This is a genomic window from Nocardia sp. NPDC058058 (assembly GCF_042885355.1).
In the GTDB taxonomy this organism is placed as follows: domain Bacteria; phylum Actinomycetota; class Actinomycetes; order Mycobacteriales; family Mycobacteriaceae; genus Nocardia.
This window is the reverse complement of sequence record NZ_JBHVSA010000001.1, coordinates 1,611,634-1,630,160: the sequence shown is the minus strand read 5'-3', so window position 1 is coordinate 1,630,160 and position 18,527 is coordinate 1,611,634. Positions and strand designations below refer to the sequence as shown.

The following is an 18,527-nucleotide window of genomic DNA, read 5'->3' as shown; positions in this document are numbered from 1 at the left end:
CCACACCCGGCCTACTACAGCGTGTCGTCGTCGTTAGTCGAAGCGGAAGAAGCGGGTGGCCAGCCAGCCGCTGACCGCGCTCCAGGCGGCCAGGACGGCGAGCCCGTACCAGTCGATGCTGGTGCGCAGCGCCTGTTCCAGGCATTCCGAGAGCGCACCCGACGGGATGATCCTGGCGATCAAGCTGACCGCGCTCGGAAGATCGTCGGACATGAAGACCAGGCTGGCGGTGCCGAGCATGACGAACCAGAGGATATTCGCCAGCGCCAGCACGATTTCGGCTTTGAGCGTGCCACCGAGCAGCAGTCCCAGCGCACCGAAAGCGACTGTGCCCAGGGCGATGACGACCGCGCCGAGCGCCAGACCGGTGAGCGAGGGCCGCCAGCCGAGCGCGAATCCGATGCCGCCCAGCAGGATCGACTGCATCACCACCACGATCAGCACGGCGGCGCATTTGCCCGCGACAATGCCCCAGCGGGGAAGGGGTGTCGCCCCAAGGCGTTTCAGTGCGCCGTAGCGGCGATCGAAGCCCACTGCGATGGCCTGACCGGTGAAGGCGGTGGACATGACCGCCACCATCATGACGGCGGGCACGACGCGATCGACGCGGTGCTCGCCCAGTCCGCTCATCGGCAGCAGCGTCAGGCCGATCAACAGCGTGATCGGGATGAACATGGTCAGCAGCAGCTGTTCCCCATTGCGCAGCAACAGGATCAGCTCCATGCGCGTCTGCGCGGCGAGCATCTTGGACCGGGTGGTGGGCTGCGGCGCAGGGGCGAACGTCCCGGGGGCGAAGCGGTTGGTGGTCTCGGTCATCCGCGGATTTCCCGTCCGGTCAGTTCCAGGAAGACATCCTCCAGGCGGCGCTGGTCGATGCGAATATCGGTGGGCAGCACATTGATTCGCGCGCACCAGGCGGTGACCGTGGCCAGCACCTGGGGGGTGATATCGCCGTGCAGCTGGTACGAGCCGGGGCTGGATTCCTTGGGGGTGAAGCCTTCCGGCAGCGCCTGCGCCAGCAGTTCCAGATCCAGATTCGGCGGCGCGGTGAAGGCCAGGCGGCCTTCGGCCCCATGGGAAGTCACCTCGGTGGGCGTGCCCTGGGCGACGATGCGGCCGTGATCGATGATGACCAGTTGATCGGCGAGCTGTTCGGCCTCATCCATGAGGTGGGTGGTGAGCAGTACGCTCACCCCGTCCCGGCGCAGCGCGTCGATCAGCTCCCACACCAAATGCCTTGCCTGCGCGTCCAATCCGGCGGTCGGCTCATCGAGGAAGACGATTTCGGGGCGTCCCACCAGGGCGCAGGCCAGGGCCAGTCGCTGCTGCTGACCACCGGATAGGCGGCGGTACGGAGTACGGCGCGCGTCCTGCAAACCGAGTGTCTTGAGCAGCCAGTTCGGATCGAGCGGATGCGCCGAATACGAGGCGACCAGATCCAGCATCTCCCCGGCCCGCGAACCCGGATACGCTCCGCCGCCCTGCAGCATCACGCCGATGCGCGGGCGCAGCTTGTCCGAATCGGCGATCGGATCGAGTCCGAGCACGCGCACGGTTCCGGCATCGGGGGCGACGAATCCCTCGCACATTTCCGTCGTGGTGGTCTTGCCCGCGCCATTGGGCCCGAGCAGCGCCAGCACCTGCGCGCGTTGCAGTTCGAAGCTGAGGCCGTCGACCGCGGTGGTATCGCCGAAGCGTTTGACGACGCCGTCGACTCTGACGGCGGGTTCGGAGGCTGCGGTCACGATGAGACACCGTAAGCCGTGGGTCGCTGTGACGGAGCCGACACCCCCGGCTGATTACGCCACGGCAGCACATTCCGGGTCAGGAAAATGAACAGCACGCCCACGAGCACGGTCGCGATCGCGGATTCGACGATCTGGAAAACGTAGAAATCCGCGCCGCGCGGCATCACGATCATGCTCACCACGACTGAGAGCACCACCGCCGGAACACGGAACGCGGGCCGGTTCGCCCAGGCGGCCAGGGGCACGATCGCCCACAGCAGATACCAGGGCTGCACCACCGGGAAGAGCAGTACCAGCGCGCCCAGGCCGACGCCGAGCGCGCCGATGGGGTTGAGGCGTCCGGTCCAGGTGGCGACGAGCATGCGCAGGATCACGAAGGCCATCACGATCTCGGCCATCGGGCGAATGAGATCGAGCAGTGCCGTGGTGTGATCGCCCAAACCCAGCAGCACACCGCCGAACCCGGTGATGATGCTGACCGCGGTGGGCAGGGACAGATAACTGCGGACAGTGCTGGCCTGATTCAGGGTGTACACCCAGCCGAATCCCAATCCGCTGAAACCACTGACGAAAACCGTGGTGCCGATGGCGATCGCGGCCAATATGCAACCCGCCAACAGAATCGACCGAAGTCCGCGGCCCCAGCGCCGGGCGAGCGCCATTCCCACGAATCCGAGCGCGACGATCGAGGTGATTTTGATCGACGAGGACAATGTGATGACGACTGCGCCGAATATCAGCGTGGCCCAGGCATTTCGATCGAATACCGGCGCATCGTCAATGGCCCGCAGGCAGAATTCCAATCCCGCGAGCATGAGCCCGAGCATGATCGCGTCATTGTGCACGCCGCCGACCAGGTGGAACAGCACCAGCGGATTGGCCGCGCCCAGCCACAGCGCGCTGACCGGCGCGACTCCGCAGCGCCGGGCCAGCCGGGGCAGCGCCCAGACGATCAAGGCCACGCCCGCGAGCGCCAGCAATCGGTGCATCCAAACCCCGGCGATGATATTGCTGCCGGTCAATTCCGCGATACCGCGACCCATCCACAGAAACAGCGGTCCATAGGGCGCGGGCGTCTCCCGCCAGATATTCGGCACATTATTGGTCAGCACATTGCTGAGCCCGAGCCCGTCGACCGGCCCCACCTGATAGGGGTCCAATCCGCGCGCCGCGATTTCACTCTGTGCCAGATACGAATACACGTCATTGCTGAACATCGGCGGCGCGACACTGAGCGGAATGATCCACAGCAGCAGTGTCCGATCCATCTGCGATCGCGTGAGCCGATGCCGCGGATTCCCGCCCCATCCGCCGACCGCGAACCGGCCGAGCAGCAGCCACGCCATCACCACCAGCGTCGCGCCGATCATGCACATCGCCAACGTCGAGGTGTGCGCCCGCGCGAAGAATCCCAGCACCCGCAACCCGGACGTCGGATTCTGATGTACCGGCTGCGCCCCCACCCCGAGAGCGGAAATCGCCATGATCACGACCCCGGTCGCCCCCAGCAACCGGATCCGCATCAGCTGCAGCGTTTCTCGCCGATCGAGCCCCGGCACCTCGGACTCATTGGTGTGCAACACCGCGATCGTATGGTCGGACGGCCGCACGTCCAGGCCCAGCACCCGGCGACCCAGCTCCATTACCTTGCGCCCCGCGCCGTCCGCTACCGCCACGGTGGCCAAGCCTAGTAGGGCGGGTACCGCGCGACTCTGATCGCCCGGCTGTGCCGAGTGGTGAACCCGATCGGGGACCTGCCGCGAATCGATCGACGAACCCATCGCGCAGGTTGCCGACCGCACGGCACGTTCGAGGTTCCGAAGGCCCGCGATCGAGGTACCCACACCGGACTCGGCGCGCCTCGCACCGGACCCGCCATCCTCGGAACCGGCGAAGAGGGCCGCACGGTCTGCGAAAGTGCGCACCGTGCAAAACAATTGAGTGATCTACGCCGGTTCGGCTCGATTCGCGCTGCCGGTGTTGGACCTCGCTCATACGCTTGACGCATGGTTTCCGAGTCGAAGCGGCGGATCGAGGTGGCGGCGGCGGGGCTTTTGGCGCGGCACGGCTACCACGGGTTCGGGTTGAAGAAGCTGAGCGAGGCGGCCGGGCTGCCGTACGGGTCCATCTACCACCACTTTCCGGGTGGAAAGGAGGAGATCGCGGTGTCGGCCATCGCGGGGACCGGGCTGCTGGTGGGACGGATGATCCAGGACGCCCCGGCCGATGTGTTCACCACGGCGGCAGGCCTGTTCGATTTCATGGCCGCGAAACTCGCTGTCTCCGAATGGACCGACGGCTGCCCGGTGGGCACGCCCGCGCTGGACGGCGGCAGTGATGTGGAAGCGGTGCGCACCGCGTGCGTTTCGGCATTCGATGCCATGGCAGCGGGTTTCGCGGAACTGCTCACCGAAATGGGTCTGCCCGAGGCGGAATCGCATGAACTCGCGACCACGGTCGTCGCGGCCTATGAGGGGGCGACCCTGCTGGCTCGGGTGCGGCGGTCGCAGGAGCCGTTGCATACGGTGTCCGCGGCCATGGCCCGGCTCATTCGCTCGAGCCTGGCGGAAATCGCTGTCGCGGAGCGTAACTCACCCTAGACAGGGGTTGTCTAGAACGATCGTTCTAGGGATGATCGAAGCATGCAGCGACTCATGCTCGACGGCCCCGGCGCACTGCGCTGGGAAGAATGCCCCGAACCCGTTCTCGATTCCCCCGATCAAGCCCTCGTCCGCCCGATCGCCCTGGCCACCTGCGATATCGACCCCGCGGTGCTACAGGGCAGGTTCCCGCTGCCGGGGCCATACGCCTTCGGCCATGAGGGCGTCGCGGAGGTGGTCACCGTCGGCGAGCACGTCGGCACCGTTCGACCGGGCGACATCGTGGTCGTCCCCTTCCAGATCTCCTGCGGCGCCTGCGCTTCGTGCCTGCGCGGCCGCACCGGAAACTGCACCTCACACCCCCTCATGTCCACCTTCGGACTGGGCCCCATGGGCGGCCTGAACTGGGGCGGACTCTGGGCTGAGCTGGCGCTCATCCCGCATGCGGACGCCATGCTCGTCCCCGTCCCGGCGGGCGTCGACCCGGCCGCCGTGGCCAGCGCCAGCGACAATATTCCGGACGGATATCGCGCGGTCGCACCGCAATTGGCGGCCGACCCGGGCGCGGAGGTACTGGTCCTGGGCGGCCCCGCGGCCTCGTCCATCGGCCTCTACGCCACCGGCCTCGCGGTCGCGCTGGGCGCGTCCCGCACCGTCTATCTCGACACCGACCCCGAAAGACTCGCCATCGCAGCCAAATTCGGCGCGGAGGTCATCGAGGGCAAGCCCGACACCAGGGTCGGCCGCTTCCCTGTCACGGTGGAGGCCGCCGGCGGCGCCAAAGCGCTGATCGCGGCCGTCAACGCCACCGCGAACGACGGCTGGTGCACCAGCGTCAGCGTGCAGGCCAAGGATGTGGCACTGCCCATGCTGGGCATGTACTCCCGCTGCTGCACCTTCCATACCGGCCGCGCCCACGTCCGCCCAGCCATCCCGGAGATCCTCGATCTGGTCGCGTCCGGCCGCTTCGATCCCTCGATCGTCACCACGAGCGTCGTCCCGTGGTCCGATTCCATCGACGCCCTGCTGGAAGGACCGACCAAACTCGTCGCCGTGCGCGCCTGAGCCGCTATGCCAGCCCGCTGATCCCATCACCCAGCGATTTGGCGCTGAGCAGTGCGAACAGCACCGCCATGATCACGTAGTGATTGCGCACGGTCCACTCCTTCCAGCGTTCGAGCGTGCTCGCGGCGGTCTCGCGTCGCACGAAATGCAAGGACAGTGGCACCAGCACCCCGGCCGACGCGATCGCGATGAAAATCAGTGCGGCCCCGAGCCTTCCGGCGATATGCGCGGTGGATTCGGCGGTGGTCACCGCGCCCGCGGCGATCTGCGTGACGTTCTTGGGGTTGGCCAGCGCCAGTACCACGCCCAGCGCGAGGCAGTTTCCACCCCGGAACTGCTCCAGATGCGCCAGCCGCGCGGGCAGCATCCCCGCGTTCTCCGCCCGGGCCAGCCGCAGCTGTCGCAGCGTCATGAGCGCCAGCAGCACGCCCAGAATGAGCCGGAACCATGCCACCCAGGTCCCGGGCTGCCCATTGTGTTCGGCCCCCGCCACGATCCCGATCCCGAGCAACACCGCGAACAGCCCGCTGATCGCGAGCACCCAGCCGATCATGAATGCCACCGCGTTCGAGCGCCCGCGCGGTGTGGCGATGAGCAGAATCACCGCTATCAGCGCGAGCGGGCTGATAGCTACGCCCACCGCATGGCTGAGGAACTGGCCGACCGCGTGTCCCATGGGGCGTCTCCTGTGGGTTGATCTCACCGCTCGATTGGTCGAGGTTGAGAGTAGCCAGAAGATTGCCGAACTTTGCGCCGGTCGGACCGCGTGTAGATGGTGTGCAAAGGTTCACACCCCCGGTACCCGCAAAGTCAGGTGACCCTTACTGGAACGCGGGAAGTAATTCGGTCACACTGATGTTGTGAAAACCGTGGGTTTGCGGAACGCGAAGGCGGAAACCGGGCGCCAGCTGGGCGCCCGGCCTGCTGTTGTGCCCGCACCGGCCGGTGAAGGCCACACCCGCGAGGCCGTGATCAAGCTACTGCTGGAGGACGGTCCGATCACCGCGACCGCCATCGGCAAACGGCTCGGCCTCAGCCCGGCGGGTGTACGGCGGCATCTCGACGCGCTCATCGAATCCGGTGAGGCCCGGGCCGCGCGATCGGCGTCCTGGCAGCAGCAGGGGCGTGGTCGTCCGGCCAAGCAATACCAGCTGACGGCCACCGGTCGCGGTCGTTTGGGCCATGCCTACGATGACCTGGCCGGCGCCGCGATGCGCCAGCTGCGCGAGATCGGCGGGGATAAGGCCATCGTCGAATTCGCGCGCAAGCGGGTCGCCGCGATTGTCGCCGGTATCGGACAGTTGGAGCGGCATACGCCGGAGGCGACCACCGATAAGGCCGATGAGATCGCGGACGCGTTCTCCGAAGCCGGATTCGCCGCCTCCACCCGGAAAGTCGGTGCGGGAGTACAGATCTGCCAGCACCACTGCCCGGTTTCGCATGTCGCCGAGGAGTTTCCGGAATTGTGCGCCGCCGAGTTGGAGGCGTTCAAGGAAATCCTGGGTACCCATGTACAAAGACTGGCGACCATCGCCAATGGCGATTGCGCGTGCACCACGCATGTGCCGCTGATGCTTACCCCTAAAAACGCAAAACCCCACGTTGCCCAGCCCGCAACGACTTCTACACACGACTCCGGAAGGAGTGCCGAATGACGACTACGACTGACCAGGTGCAGCCGCTGTCCCAAGAGGAGACCATCGCCTCCATTGGTACGTACGGGTACGGCTGGGCCGACAAGGATGTCGCCGGTGCCAGTGCCAAGCGCGGCCTCTCCGAGGAGGTCGTACGCGACATCTCGGCGAAGAAGAGCGAGCCCGAATGGATGCTCGACTTCCGCCTGAAGGCGCTGCGCATCTTCGAGAAGAAGCCGATGCCGAACTGGGGTTCGGACCTGGACGGCATCGATTTCGACAACATCAAGTACTTCGTGCGCTCCTCGGAGAAGCAGGCCGCCACCTGGGATGACCTGCCCGAGGACATCAAGAACACCTACGACAAGCTGGGCATCCCGGAGGCGGAGAAGCAGCGCCTGGTGTCCGGTGTCGCCGCGCAGTACGAGTCCGAGGTCGTCTACCACTCGATCCGCGAGGACCTCGAGAAGCAGGGCGTCATCTTCCTGGACACCGATACCGCGCTCAAGGAGCACCCGGAGCTGTTCCAGCAGTACTTCGGCTCGGTCATTCCGTCCGGTGACAACAAGTTCTCCGCGCTGAATTCGGCCACCTGGTCCGGCGGTTCGTTCATCTACGTGCCGAAGGGCGTGCACGTGGATATCCCGCTGCAGGCGTACTTCCGCATCAATACCGAGAACATGGGTCAGTTCGAGCGGACGCTGATCATCGTCGACGAGGATGCCTACGTGCATTACGTCGAGGGTTGTACTGCACCGATTTACAGCTCCGATTCGCTGCACTCCGCGGTGGTCGAGATCATCGTGAAGAAGGGTGGCCGCTGCCGGTACACCACCATTCAGAACTGGTCGAACAACGTCTACAACCTGGTCACCAAGCGGGCCAAGGCCGAGGCGGGCGCGACCATGGAATGGGTCGACGGCAATATCGGCTCCAAGGTCACCATGAAGTACCCGGCCGTGTGGATGACCGGTGAGCATGCCAAGGGCGAGGTGCTCTCCATCGCGTTCGCCGGTGCGGGTCAGCACCAGGACACCGGTGCCAAGATGCTGCACCTGGCGCCGCACACCTCCTCGAACATCATCTCCAAGTCGGTGGCGCGCGGTGGCGGTCGTGCCTCGTACCGCGGCCTGGTGCAGGTGAACAAGGGCGCGCACGGCTCGAAGTCGACCGTGAAGTGCGATGCGCTGCTGGTGGACAACATCTCTCGCTCGGACACCTACCCGTACGTCGATATCCGCGAGGACGACGTGACCATGGGTCATGAGGCGACCGTGTCCAAGGTGTCGGCCGATCAGCTGTTCTACCTGATGAGCCGCGGCCTCACCGAGGACGAGGCCATGGCGATGGTGGTGCGCGGCTTCGTGGAGCCCATCGCCAAGGAACTGCCGATGGAATACGCGCTCGAGCTCAACCGCCTGATCGAACTGCAAATGGAAGGAGCCGTCGGCTGATGACGGTCGAGAATGTTGCCGTTGCCGCCGAGGCTCGTCCTCCGGCATTGAACAAGGGCGAAGTCTTCGCCTCGTTCGACGTCAACGCGTTCGAGATTCCCTCGGCGCACGACGAGGCGTGGCGGTTCACCCCGCTGCGCCGCCTGCGCGGGCTGCACGACGGCACCGCCGTTCGTGACGGACAGGCCGTGGTGGAGGTGACGTCCGTCGAGGGCGTCACCGTCGAGACCGTCGATCGCGCCGACGCGCGCCTCGGCGTCGCCGGCACCCCGACCGATCGCGTTGCCGCACAGGCGTACTCGGGCTTCGAGCAGGCGACCATCGTGTCCGTCGGCGCGGAAACCGAAGTGGCCGAAGCGGTTACCGTTACGGTCACCGGTCCGGGCGAGGGCAAGACCGCCTACGGGCACACCCAGATCCGCCTGGGCAATTTCGCGCACGCCAATGTGGTCATCGATCAGCGCGGCAGCGGAACCTACGCGGAGAACGTGGAATTCGTGCTCGGCGACAGCGCCAAGCTCAATGTCATCGTCATCCAGGACTGGGCCGACGATGTCGTGCACCTCACCGCGCACCACGCCAAGCTGGGTCGCGACGCCACCCTGCGGCACACCAATGTCACCCTGGGCGGCGATCTGGTGCGCCTGACCGCGACCGTGCGCTACGACGGTCCGGGCGGCGACGCCGAGATGCTCGGCGTGTACTTCGCCGATGACGGCCAGCACTTCGAGCAGCGGCTGCTCATGGATCACTCCGAGCCGAACTGCAAGTCCAACGTGCTGTACAAGGGTGCGCTGCAGGGCGATCCGACCTCGAAGAAGCCCGATGCGCGCACCGTATGGGTGGGCGATGTGCTCATTCGCGCCGCCGCCGAGGGCACCGAGACCTACGAGGCCAACCGCAACCTGGTGCTCACCGATGGCGCGCGCGCCGATTCGGTGCCGAACCTGGAGATCGAGACCGGCGAGATCGTCGGCGCCGGACATGCCTCGGCCACCGGGCGTTTCGATGACGAGCAGCTGTTCTACCTGCGCTCGCGCGGTATCCCGGAGGAGGTGGCGCGGCGACTTGTCGTGCGCGGCTTCTTCTTCGAGATCATCTCCAAGATCACGGTCCCCGAGGTCCGGGAGCGGCTCGAGGCGGCCATCGAGGCCGAGCTCGCCGCTGTCGGGGTTTAAGCACCGTCGTCTGACTCCCTCTACTTCGCAAAGGAATTCGAATTCGATGACCACCCTGGAAATCAAGGACCTGCACGTCGAGGTCGCCAACCCCGACGAGTCCGGCGAGCCCATCAAGATCCTCAAGGGCGTCAACCTGACCGTGCGCTCGGGTGAGACGCACGCGATCATGGGCCCCAACGGCTCGGGCAAGTCGACGCTGTCGTACGCCATCGCCGGTCACCCCAAGTACACGGTGACCTCCGGCTCGATCACCCTCGACGGTGAAGACGTGCTGGAGATGACCGTCGACGAGCGCGCCCGCGCGGGTCTGTTCCTGGCCATGCAGTACCCGGTCGAGGTTCCGGGCGTCTCGGTCTCGAACTTCCTGCGTACCGCCGCCACCGCCGTCCGCGGCGAGGCCCCCAAGCTGCGCACCTGGGTCAAGGAACTCAAGGAGTCCATGACCGAGCTGGAGATCGAGCCCAGCTTCGTCGAGCGCTCGGTGAACGAGGGCTTCTCCGGCGGTGAGAAGAAGCGCCAGGAGATCCTGCAGCTGGGTCTGCTCAAGCCGAAGATCGCCATCCTGGACGAGACCGACTCCGGCCTGGACGTCGACGCGCTGCGCATCGTCTCCGAGGGCGTCAACAAGTACAAGGAGCGGGAGAACGGCGGCATTCTGCTGATCACCCACTACACCCGCATCCTGCGCTACATCGAACCCGATTTCGTGCACGTGTTCGTGAACGGCCGCATTGTCGCCGAGGGCGGCAAGGAGCTGGCCGAGGAACTCGACTCGAACGGTTACGTGCGCTTCACCTCCGCTGCTGCTGTTTAGGAGCCTTTGCTGATGACCACTACGGTGCCTGCTTTGGACGTCGCCCGCATCCGCGCCGACTTCCCGATCCTGAGCCGCACGGTGCGAGACGGTAAACCCCTGGTCTACTTGGACTCGGGCGCCACCTCGCAGCGGCCCACGGCGGTGCTGGACGCGGAACACACCTTCCTGACCCAGCACAATGCGGCGGTGCACCGTGGTGCGCATCAGCTGGCCGAAGAGGCCACGGACGCTTACGAGGACGCGCGTGCGGATATCGCGCGCTTCGTCGGCGTGGACGCGCGCGAGATCGTGTTCACCAAGAACGCGACCGAATCGCTGAACCTGGTGACCTACGCGTTCTCCGATTCGCGGTTCCCGTATCACGTGGGACCGGGTGACGAGATCGTGGTCACCGAGCTCGAGCATCACGCGAATCTCGTTCCGTGGCAGGAGCTCGCGCGCCGTACCGGTGCGACGCTCAAGTGGTACGGCATCACCGATGACGGGCGCATCGATCTCGATTCGCTCGAATTGTCGCCCGCCACCAAGGTTGTCGCGTTCACGCATCAGTCCAATGTGACCGGTGCGGTCGCCGATGTACCCGAAATGGTGCGCCGCGCAAAGGAAGTCGGCGCGCTGGTGGTCCTCGATGCCTGCCAGTCGGTGCCGCATATGCCGGTGAACTTCCGGGAACTGGGCGTGGACTTCGCCGCGTTCTCCGGTCACAAGATGCTCGGCCCCTCCGGTGTCGGCGTGCTGTACGGCCGCTACGCACTGCTGGAAGAGACCCCGCCGTTCATCACCGGCGGTTCCATGATCGAGACGGTCACCATGGAGGCCACTACCTACGCGGCCCCGCCGCAGCGGTTCGAGGCCGGCGTGCCGATGACCTCGCAGGTCGTCGGGTTGGGCGCCGCCGTGCGGTATCTGGAAGCCATCGGCATGGAAGCGGTTGCCGCGCACGAGCATTCGCTTGTCGCCGCCACGCTCGAGGGGCTCGCCAAGATCGACGGTGTTCGCATCGTCGGCCCGGCCGATACCCTGAATCGCGGTGGCGCAGTATCTTTCGTGGTGGACGGTATTCACGCCCACGATGTGGGCCAGATCCTCGATGACGAGGGCGTCGCGATCCGCGTCGGGCACCACTGCGCGTGGCCGCTGATGCGCCGCCTCGGCGTTCCGGCCACCGCCCGTGCCTCCTTCGCCGTCTACAACACCCTCGACGAGGTGGACGCGCTGCTGGCGGCGGTGCGGAAGGCTCAGAGCTTCTTCGGAGTTGCATAGATCATGCGCATGGAGCAGATGTACCAGGAAGTGATCCTGGACCACTACAAGCACCCGCACCACCGCGGCCTACGCGAGCCGTTCGGTGCGGAAGTGCATCACGTCAACCCGACCTGCGGTGACGAGATCACGCTGCGCGTACAGCTGGACGACAATGGTGATGTCACCGATGTGTCCTATGACGGTCAGGGCTGCTCGATCAGCCAGGCGTCCACCTCGGTGCTCACCGATCAGGTCATCGGCCTGCCGGTGCAGCAGGCGCTCAAGGTGGTCGACTCGTTCAACGAGATGATCTCCAGCCGCGGCACCCTCGAGGGTGATGAGGACATGATCGGCGACGGCATCGCCTTCGCGGGCGTGTCCAAGTACCCGGCGCGGGTCAAGTGCGCGCTGCTGGGCTGGATGGCGTTCAAGGACGCGGTGGTGCAGATCGCCTCCGCCGAGGAGACCAAGCTGCCGATGTCGAACGGGGAGAAGAAGAACGATGAGTGAGACCACCGGAACTCCGGCCGACGGCTCGGTGCAGGACGCCGACGCCGTGGTCGAGACCACCGAAACCGTTGCGCCGCAGGAGCTGAGCGAGGAAGACGCCAAGTTCCTGGAGGACCTCGAAGAGGCCATGCGCGATGTCGTCGACCCCGAACTCGGCATCAATGTGGTCGATCTGGGCCTGGTCTACGGCATGACCGTCACCGACGGCATCTGCAAGCTGGATATGACCCTGACGTCCCCGGCGTGCCCGCTGACCGATGTGATCGAGGATCAGTCCCGCAACGCGCTGGTGCGCAGCGGTCTGGTCGAGGATTTGCAGATCAACTGGGTCTGGATGCCGCCGTGGGGCCCGGACAAGATCACCGATGACGGCCGCGAACAGCTGCGCGCCCTCGGCTTCACGGTTTAGTCCCACACCGCCTGTCCTCACCCCCGCCGGAATCCGGCGGGGGTGATCTTGCTTTCCGCTCTGTCGGATTCGGCGGCCGGGGTGGTAGGCATACCGTATGCGGCTCGATGAGTGGATCGCCGGTGGCGGGCACATACAGCTTGGTGGGCATGACATCTTCTATCGGCAGGACGGGCCGGTGGACGGGCGGCCGGTGACGCTGGTGCACGGGTTTCCGACCTCATCGCACGACTGGGCGGCCGTTGTTCCGGCGCTGGTCGAATCGGGTTGCTGGGTAACCACTTTGGATCTGCTCGGGTTCGGGGCCAGCGCCAAGCCCGCGGGCCACGACTATCGGCTCACCGAGCAGGCCTCGATTATCGAGGAGCTGTGGGAGCGGTTCGATATCGACAAGACCGCGCTTGTCTCGCACGACTACGGGGTGTCGGTCGCTCAGGAACTGCTGCACCGCAACGCGAGTCGCATAACCGCGGCGGCATTTCTCAATGGCGGTCTGTATCCGGACCTGCACCGGCCGATCCGGATACAGCGGCTGCTGCACGGCCCCGCCGGGATTGTGCTGCAACACCTGTCGAGCGAGCGGATGTACCGCCGCTCGCTGGACGAGGTGTTCGGCCGGCCGGTGAGCGATGCGGACGTGCACGATATGTGGCTGGCCACCACGATGAACAACGGCAAACGGGTGCAGCATCGGCTGCTGCGCTATATCGACGAGCGTCGCACCCACTCCGACCGCTGGCGCGCGGCGCTGGAGGGCTACCCGGGTCCGATCCAATTCATTTGGGGCCCAGCGGATCCCGTCAGCGGGGCGCATGTGCTGCCCCGGTTGCGGGAGCGCCTGCCGAACGCTCAGCTCATCGTTCTCGACGAGGAACCGCCGACCGGCCACTACCCCCAGGTCGAGAACCCCGACCCGGTGGCGGCGGCCCTGGTCAACCTGCTGCGCTGAGTTCGTCCGGGTGGCGCAGCGGCGCGCCGACGTGATGCAGGTGCCGCAGCGCTTCGCGGTAGGAGGAGAGCAACCCGGTCTCGTGGTACGCCACACCGATTTCGGCGCAGTAGTCGCGCACGATCAGCCGGGCGTGCCGCAGATTGGGCGTGGGCATGCTCGGGAACAGGTGGTGCTCGATCTGATAGTTGAGTCCGCCCAGGGCGATATCGGTCAGCACGCCACCCCGCACATTGCGTGAGGTGAGTACCTGGCGGCGCAGGTAGTCGGGCCGCTCGTCACCGGTCAAGGTCGGCATGCCCTTGTGGTTCGGGGCGAAGATGCACCCCATGTACAGACCGAACAGGCCCTGGTGCACCGCGATGAACGCCAAGGCCTTATCGGCGGGCAGCACCGCGAATACCGCGGTCAGGTAGAGCGCGAAGTGGGTGAACAGCAGCGCACCCTCCACCCCGCGATGCTTGACCGATCGATTCCGCAGCGCCCGCACCCCCGCCAGATGCAGGTTCAATCCCTCGAGCAGGAGCAGTGGGAAGAACAGGTACGCCTGCGCGCGCCCGATCAACCGCGCCGCACCGCGACTGGATCGCGCCTGCCGCTGCGACCAGACCAGAATGTCCGGCGCGACATCGGGATCGAGTTCCTCATGGTTCGGATTGGCGTGATGCCGGGTGTGCTTGTCCTGCCACCATCCGTAGCCCAGCCCGATCCCGGCGTTCCCGACGATCCGCCCCATCAACTCCGCCGGTCTGCGCAGCCGGAAGACCTGCCGATGCGCGACATCATGCATGACCAGCGCGACCTGAGCGAACGTCACCGCCATGAACCCCGCGATCAGCAGCGTCCACCACGAATCGCCGATCAGCGCGAATGCCGCCCACCCGCCCGCGAACGCGGCACCGACCAGGCCGAGTCGCACGATGTAGTAGCCGGGCCGTCGATCCATCAGTCCGGCCTCGGAGATCCGGCGTAGCAGTCGGGGGTAATCACCATCGGCGCCGCGCCGTGCTGACCGCGGAGATGACTCGGGAACCAAGCCGGATGTCGTCATTCCCCGAAGCTATCGGCGGTTTTCTCGTCGGCTGTAATCCCTTGGTACGGTACGCAATAGCACCGTGGTAGGGGTCAGGGATCGATGCCGAGGCCCTTGGCGAGCACCGGCCAGCTCTTGATCAGCGCGTCCCGCCAGTACTGCCAGGCGTGTCCGCCGACCGGGGGTAGATCGTAGGTGACCGGGATCCCGAGCTGGACGAGCCGATCGACCATATTGCGCGTGCAGTAACCGGTGGCGGCTTCGGTCACGCCGTCCACGACCAGATGGTCGACGACATCGGCCGCGGTGGGGAATTCGTCGCTGATCCCATCGTAATCACCGGGGACGCCGGTGCCGCTGTAGAGGTAAAGCGGCACCCCACGCAGTTTTTCGGCGTTCACGTACGGATCGTTCGCGGCCCACAGCGGGTTGTCCGGTGCGCCGTACATATTGTCCATATTGCCGCCCGCCACCAATTCGACCACCACGCGCACGAATTCGTGCCCGATCGGATCGCTGATCTGCGGGCAGCCGCTGTAGGCGGCCACCGCGCGGAACAATCCGGGTGCGGCGATCGCCAGGTTCAGCACGGCGGTGGCGGATCCGGATACGCCCGCGATCGCATTGATCCCGTTGGTGCCCAACGCTTTATCGATGAGCGGTGGCAGTTCCGCGGTGAGGAAGGTCTTCCATTTGTTCACGCCCAGCACCGGATCGGGCGCGCGCCAGTCACCGTAGAAGCTGGCGATCCCGCCGATCGGCTCGACGACATTCACCTCCTTGGCGGCGAGGAAGTCGAAGACCTCGGGCACCCGATCCTGCCAGCTCTTGCCGCCGAATCCGCCGGACGCGCCATTGAGCAGGTACAGCGTCGGACGCGGCCGGGATCGATCCGCGGGCCGCAGCACATCCACTCGAATCTGTTTGTCCATCGCGGCCGAGTACACCTGGAGTGACAGCTTGCGATCGTCGATGGTCCGGGTGCTCACGATCTCCGACTGCTCGGCCCGCGCCGGGACCGGTAGGACCGCCGCCGATACCGCAAAGCACGCGGCTACCAAGATGATTCGAATCCGATGCCGCATGCCGCCTCCGCTGGGAAAGCTCGCCGGTCCCGTCCGCACGATCGTAGCCGCCCAGGTGTGCCGGTCGAGGAATTTGCCCATCTCAGGGGCGTTCCGGGAACCGGATCGGAATGAGGTGATCGTCGTCCAGATCTCGGGGTGATATCGACCGCGGGTGTGGGTGGCCGGGGGCTGTTAGGGTGTGCGCGTCGCGCCGGAAGGGGAGCCTTGTCCTACATTGTCAGCCCGTATGCCGTTGACCTGGAAGGGATCCGGTTGGTCGGATCCTATGGCCAGGAGTTCGCGGATGCCGTGGTGCGGTCGACGCCGCAGCATGTGCTGGATCGGCTCGATGAGGCCGAGGAGCTCGGGCTCACCCCGCGCGATGTGATGCGGCAGCTGCTGCTGGGCGAGCCGATGGAACAGGACTTCGGGCCCACCTACGGGCATGCGCTCGAGGTGCTGTGCCACCACTCGGGGAAGCTGCTCGGCAATGCGCACTGGGCGGGCATGCGGTTCCGCTACTTCTCGATGGTGGAACAGGCGCTGGCCGATATCGGCGTCGATTTCGATCCGGCGGAGCTCGTGCTCGGTGGCGCGCCCATCGACCTGCCGCCCATCGACGACTTCCCGAGTATCGGGTTCGTGGAGAACCACCGAATCGATGCCATGGCCGACACTTTGGACGCCGTCGACCTGGAGCTGCTGACCGACGACTCGATTCGCGGCTCGGTGGCCGAAATGCGCGAATGGGCGCGCACCTGCCAGGCCGAGGGCACCGGCCTGGTGTGCTTCTACTACTGAGTCGTCAAGGCGTCAGGGACGTTTGGTCCAGAACAGTTTGTCGAGATTCTTGCGGCGATCATCGGCCCAGTCCCACATGTAGTCGGCGATACGCGTCGGATTGTCCAGGGTGGTGCTGAACATGTGGCCGCCGTCGCGATACTCCAGCAGGAATTCACCGGTCGGCTGCCGGTAGGTCTGGATGAAGGTGTCCGGATCATCCGGCTCCTGGACAATCAGAAAGGGAGTGCGGGCGACCGTCGTCAATTCCGGTATCCAGGAGTGCAATTGGCGCTGGGTCAGCACATTGAAATAGCGCGCGCCGCCGACATTGACGCGGAAGTCCCGCATTTGGGGTCCCGCCAGACTGCCGTCGCGCGGATCGTAGAGCGCGAATTCGGTTCCGGCGATGAGTTCTTCGATCCATAGCAGCGCGCGCCAGGCCGCGTGATCGGGCACTGTCACCCGGACGCAATCGCCGACGGCGGCCAGCGTGATGCGCCCGTTCCAGACCGGGATCTCGGTATTCCAGCGCCACAGCCCGGCCAGTACCGGGCCCAGACTCACCGCCGGAATGCCGCCGCTGGCGGCTGCATACGCTTCGACCTCATCGGCGGAAGCAACGGAATCGGCCGGTAGTACGACGAATTCGCAACTCACCGCACCAAACTAGTCCACGGCGGCGACACACGCGGACCGTTGGCGGCAGTCGGCGGGCAACCGTGTCGCCGCACCGTAGGATGCGCGGGTGACCGGATACGACGACTTCGACGGGTTCGCCCACCTCGACACCTCCAGCCTGCACCCGCGCCAGCAGCAGATTCTCTGCACGATCCGCGATTGGGTACAGCGGCACGGGTATTCGCCCAGCTCCCGGGAGATCGGTGACTCGGTCGGGCTGAAATCCGGTTCGTCGGTATCGAAACATTTGAAGGCGCTCGAGGATCGCGGTTTCCTCACCCGCGGCGAATCGGTCACCCGGCCGATGGATGTGCGGCTGTTCCTCACCGCCGCCGCGCCGCAGCAGAGCGCGGGCGATTCGGTGCCGGTGCCGGTGGTCGGCGATATCGCGGCGGGCACGCCGATCCTGGCCGAGGAGCACACCGACGATGTGCTGTCGCTGCCGCGCGAATTGGTCGGCCGCGGCACCGTCTTCGGACTGCGCGTGCGCGGCGATTCCATGATCGACGCGGCCATCTGCGATGGCGACATCGTGGTGATCCGGAAGGAGAGCGAGGCGCACTCCGGGGAAATCGTGGCGGCCATGATCGATGGCGAAGCCACCGTCAAGGTCTATCGCCGGCGAAACGGCCATGTCTATCTGGAGCCGCGCAACCCGGCCTACGACGTGATCGATGGTGACAAGGCAGTTGTGCTCGGCAAAGTCGTCTCGGTAATGCGCCGCGTTTGATTCCGTCCGGTAAGACCGGATTGGACAATATGGGGTCCCTCGACAAGGATTCGACCCGTTCCAATAATTCATCACGGGGAGTATCGAATGTCGTTGCTGCGCAAGGCCGGAATAGGCCTCGCCATCACCTCGATGGCCGCGATGGGCATCATGGCCGCCGGTCCCGCCAACGCGGCGGAAGACGCGCCGGGATTCACGGCCGCTTCCGGTGATCTGTACGGCGCCCTGGCGCTGTCTCGGAGCACCGGAAATGTCGCATACGCGGTCAACTATGGCAGCTGGGGCGGTGCCGATGGCGCCGCCGTCAGCAAGTGCGGTGGCGGCGACTGTGAGGTCGTCGTGCACTTCGCCAACGCGTGCGGCGCTGTCGCACAGGGCGCCGACACCCGCTTCGGCTGGGCGTGGGCGGCCACCAAGGTAGATGCCGAGAAGGGCGCCATCGACGTGCTGGGCAACAGCGCGCCGAAGTTCCCGGACGTCGGTTCCGCGTCGCCGCGCGGGGCCAAGGTGATTCTGTCGGCGTGCACCGATAACGCGCGTTGACCCTGGCGAGCGCGCGCTAGCGTACTCGCCGCCCGTGCGCCGTACCGGATTTTCCGGTGCGGCGCACTTTTGTTTGCCAGG

At 65.9% G+C, this 18,527-nt stretch carries 20 protein-coding genes; 13 read left to right on the top strand and 7 right to left on the bottom strand.

Annotated elements, in window-relative coordinates; all coding sequences use genetic code 11:
• Positions 1 to 33: 33 nt before the first annotated feature.
• Genes ACFVUS_RS07505 through mptB form a run of 3 tightly spaced genes read right to left on the bottom strand, consistent with a single transcriptional unit; the run spans position 34 to position 3,424 of the window.
• Complete coding sequence (locus ACFVUS_RS07505) at positions 34 to 816, bottom strand: ABC transporter permease (RefSeq protein WP_387762353.1); 783 nt, start codon at positions 814 to 816, stop codon at positions 34 to 36.
• Complete coding sequence (locus ACFVUS_RS07500) at positions 813 to 1,745, bottom strand: ABC transporter ATP-binding protein (protein WP_387762352.1); 933 nt, start codon at positions 1,743 to 1,745, stop codon at positions 813 to 815. Before ACFVUS_RS07500 ends, ACFVUS_RS07505 begins: the two co-directional genes overlap by 4 nt.
• Positions 1,742 to 3,424, bottom strand: coding sequence for a polyprenol phosphomannose-dependent alpha 1,6 mannosyltransferase MptB (gene mptB / locus ACFVUS_RS07495; protein WP_387762351.1), 1,683 nt, complete (start codon positions 3,422 to 3,424; stop codon positions 1,742 to 1,744). The genes ACFVUS_RS07500 and mptB overlap by 4 nt, the downstream gene beginning before the upstream one ends.
• A gap of 330 nt (positions 3,425 to 3,754) precedes the next feature.
• Between mptB and ACFVUS_RS07490 the strand changes: the two genes are divergently transcribed.
• Complete coding sequence (locus ACFVUS_RS07490) at positions 3,755 to 4,348, top strand: TetR/AcrR family transcriptional regulator (protein WP_387762350.1); 594 nt, start codon at positions 3,755 to 3,757, stop codon at positions 4,346 to 4,348.
• Between the two features lie 42 nt (positions 4,349 to 4,390).
• Positions 4,391 to 5,413, top strand: coding sequence for a zinc-binding dehydrogenase (locus ACFVUS_RS07485; RefSeq protein ID WP_387762349.1), 1,023 nt, complete (start codon positions 4,391 to 4,393; stop codon positions 5,411 to 5,413).
• A gap of 4 nt (positions 5,414 to 5,417) precedes the next feature.
• On the opposite strand, the gene ACFVUS_RS07480 is transcribed toward ACFVUS_RS07485, so the two are convergent.
• Entirely contained in the window at positions 5,418 to 6,089 is a 672-nt protein-coding gene (locus ACFVUS_RS07480) for a GAP family protein (RefSeq protein WP_387762348.1), read from the bottom strand.
• A gap of 184 nt (positions 6,090 to 6,273) precedes the next feature.
• Here ACFVUS_RS07480 and ACFVUS_RS07475 point away from each other — a divergent pair, with 184 nt between their 5' ends.
• The 8 genes from ACFVUS_RS07475 to ACFVUS_RS07440 all read left to right on the top strand — a co-directional run bounded on the left by ACFVUS_RS07475 (position 6,274) and on the right by ACFVUS_RS07440 (position 13,612).
• Positions 6,274 to 7,068 carry a helix-turn-helix transcriptional regulator gene (locus ACFVUS_RS07475; protein WP_387762347.1) on the top strand — a complete coding sequence of 265 codons (795 nt, stop codon included), beginning with the start codon at positions 6,274 to 6,276 and terminating at the stop codon, positions 7,066 to 7,068.
• The gene (gene sufB, locus ACFVUS_RS07470; RefSeq protein ID WP_387762346.1) at positions 7,065 to 8,501 is read left to right on the top strand and encodes a Fe-S cluster assembly protein SufB; all 1,437 of its coding nucleotides are present in this window, start codon (positions 7,065 to 7,067) and stop codon (positions 8,499 to 8,501) included. Before ACFVUS_RS07475 ends, sufB begins: the two co-directional genes overlap by 4 nt.
• Positions 8,501 to 9,679 carry a Fe-S cluster assembly protein SufD gene (sufD, locus tag ACFVUS_RS07465; protein ID WP_387762345.1) on the top strand — a complete coding sequence of 393 codons (1,179 nt, stop codon included), beginning with the start codon at positions 8,501 to 8,503 and terminating at the stop codon, positions 9,677 to 9,679. The genes sufB and sufD overlap by 1 nt, the downstream gene beginning before the upstream one ends.
• A 46-nt stretch (positions 9,680 to 9,725) precedes the next feature.
• Entirely contained in the window at positions 9,726 to 10,496 is a 771-nt protein-coding gene (gene sufC, locus ACFVUS_RS07460) for a Fe-S cluster assembly ATPase SufC (RefSeq protein WP_364635846.1), read from the top strand.
• Between the two features lie 12 nt (positions 10,497 to 10,508).
• Positions 10,509 to 11,762: a cysteine desulfurase gene (locus tag ACFVUS_RS07455; RefSeq protein WP_387762344.1), complete on the top strand. Its 1,254-nt coding sequence runs from the start codon at positions 10,509 to 10,511 to the stop codon at positions 11,760 to 11,762.
• Positions 11,763 to 11,765: 3 nt separating this feature from the next.
• Positions 11,766 to 12,254, top strand: a complete 489-nt coding sequence (gene sufU / locus ACFVUS_RS07450; protein ID WP_364635840.1) for a Fe-S cluster assembly sulfur transfer protein SufU — start codon at positions 11,766 to 11,768, stop codon at positions 12,252 to 12,254.
• Positions 12,247 to 12,663 carry a metal-sulfur cluster assembly factor gene (locus ACFVUS_RS07445; protein ID WP_387762343.1) on the top strand — a complete coding sequence of 139 codons (417 nt, stop codon included), beginning with the start codon at positions 12,247 to 12,249 and terminating at the stop codon, positions 12,661 to 12,663. The genes sufU and ACFVUS_RS07445 overlap by 8 nt, the downstream gene beginning before the upstream one ends.
• A 97-nt stretch (positions 12,664 to 12,760) precedes the next feature.
• Positions 12,761 to 13,612: an alpha/beta fold hydrolase gene (locus tag ACFVUS_RS07440; protein WP_387762342.1), complete on the top strand. Its 852-nt coding sequence runs from the start codon at positions 12,761 to 12,763 to the stop codon at positions 13,610 to 13,612.
• Here the strand turns inward: ACFVUS_RS07440 and ACFVUS_RS07435 are convergent.
• The gene (locus ACFVUS_RS07435) at positions 13,596 to 14,663 is read right to left on the bottom strand and encodes a fatty acid desaturase family protein (RefSeq protein ID WP_387762341.1); all 1,068 of its coding nucleotides are present in this window, start codon (positions 14,661 to 14,663) and stop codon (positions 13,596 to 13,598) included. The two genes, ACFVUS_RS07440 and ACFVUS_RS07435, sit on opposite strands and share 17 nt — an antisense overlap.
• 74 nt (positions 14,664 to 14,737) lie before the next feature.
• Positions 14,738 to 15,634, bottom strand: a complete 897-nt coding sequence (locus ACFVUS_RS07430; protein WP_387762340.1) for an alpha/beta hydrolase — start codon at positions 15,632 to 15,634, stop codon at positions 14,738 to 14,740.
• Between the two features lie 351 nt (positions 15,635 to 15,985).
• Between ACFVUS_RS07430 and ACFVUS_RS07425 the strand changes: the two genes are divergently transcribed.
• Positions 15,986 to 16,513 carry a hypothetical protein gene (locus ACFVUS_RS07425; protein WP_387762339.1) on the top strand — a complete coding sequence of 176 codons (528 nt, stop codon included), beginning with the start codon at positions 15,986 to 15,988 and terminating at the stop codon, positions 16,511 to 16,513.
• A gap of 12 nt (positions 16,514 to 16,525) precedes the next feature.
• On the opposite strand, the gene ACFVUS_RS07420 is transcribed toward ACFVUS_RS07425, so the two are convergent.
• Positions 16,526 to 17,152, bottom strand: coding sequence for a hypothetical protein (locus ACFVUS_RS07420; protein WP_387762338.1), 627 nt, complete (start codon positions 17,150 to 17,152; stop codon positions 16,526 to 16,528).
• 88 nt (positions 17,153 to 17,240) lie between these two features.
• Between ACFVUS_RS07420 and lexA the strand changes: the two genes are divergently transcribed.
• Positions 17,241 to 17,903, top strand: coding sequence for a transcriptional repressor LexA (lexA, locus tag ACFVUS_RS07415; protein WP_387762337.1), 663 nt, complete (start codon positions 17,241 to 17,243; stop codon positions 17,901 to 17,903).
• 87 nt (positions 17,904 to 17,990) lie between these two features.
• On the top strand, positions 17,991 to 18,446 hold the full coding sequence (locus ACFVUS_RS07410) for a DUF4189 domain-containing protein (RefSeq protein ID WP_364635815.1): 456 nt from the start codon (positions 17,991 to 17,993) through the stop codon (positions 18,444 to 18,446).
• Positions 18,447 to 18,527 lie beyond the last annotated feature (81 nt).

What these genes read in the sequence shown, in the direction of transcription:
- ACFVUS_RS07505 (WP_387762353.1), bottom strand. Translation starts at nt 816, where the DNA reads ATGACCGAGACCACCAACCGCTTCGCCCCCGGGACGTTCGCCCCTGCG.
- ACFVUS_RS07435 (WP_387762341.1), bottom strand. Translation starts at nt 14,663, where the DNA reads ATGACGACATCCGGCTTGGTTCCCGAGTCATCTCCGCGGTCAGCACGG.
- sufC (WP_364635846.1), top strand. Translation starts at nt 9,726, where the DNA reads ATGACCACCCTGGAAATCAAGGACCTGCACGTCGAGGTCGCCAACCCC.
- sufU (WP_364635840.1), top strand. Translation starts at nt 11,766, where the DNA reads ATGCGCATGGAGCAGATGTACCAGGAAGTGATCCTGGACCACTACAAG.
- ACFVUS_RS07410 (WP_364635815.1), top strand. Translation starts at nt 17,991, where the DNA reads ATGTCGTTGCTGCGCAAGGCCGGAATAGGCCTCGCCATCACCTCGATG.
- ACFVUS_RS07480 (WP_387762348.1), bottom strand. Translation starts at nt 6,089, where the DNA reads ATGGGACACGCGGTCGGCCAGTTCCTCAGCCATGCGGTGGGCGTAGCT.
- ACFVUS_RS07455 (WP_387762344.1), top strand. Translation starts at nt 10,509, where the DNA reads ATGACCACTACGGTGCCTGCTTTGGACGTCGCCCGCATCCGCGCCGAC.
- sufB (WP_387762346.1), top strand. Translation starts at nt 7,065, where the DNA reads ATGACGACTACGACTGACCAGGTGCAGCCGCTGTCCCAAGAGGAGACC.
- ACFVUS_RS07490 (WP_387762350.1), top strand. Translation starts at nt 3,755, where the DNA reads ATGGTTTCCGAGTCGAAGCGGCGGATCGAGGTGGCGGCGGCGGGGCTT.
- ACFVUS_RS07445 (WP_387762343.1), top strand. Translation starts at nt 12,247, where the DNA reads ATGAGTGAGACCACCGGAACTCCGGCCGACGGCTCGGTGCAGGACGCC.
- sufD (WP_387762345.1), top strand. Translation starts at nt 8,501, where the DNA reads ATGACGGTCGAGAATGTTGCCGTTGCCGCCGAGGCTCGTCCTCCGGCA.
- ACFVUS_RS07485 (WP_387762349.1), top strand. Translation starts at nt 4,391, where the DNA reads ATGCAGCGACTCATGCTCGACGGCCCCGGCGCACTGCGCTGGGAAGAA.
- ACFVUS_RS07440 (WP_387762342.1), top strand. Translation starts at nt 12,761, where the DNA reads ATGCGGCTCGATGAGTGGATCGCCGGTGGCGGGCACATACAGCTTGGT.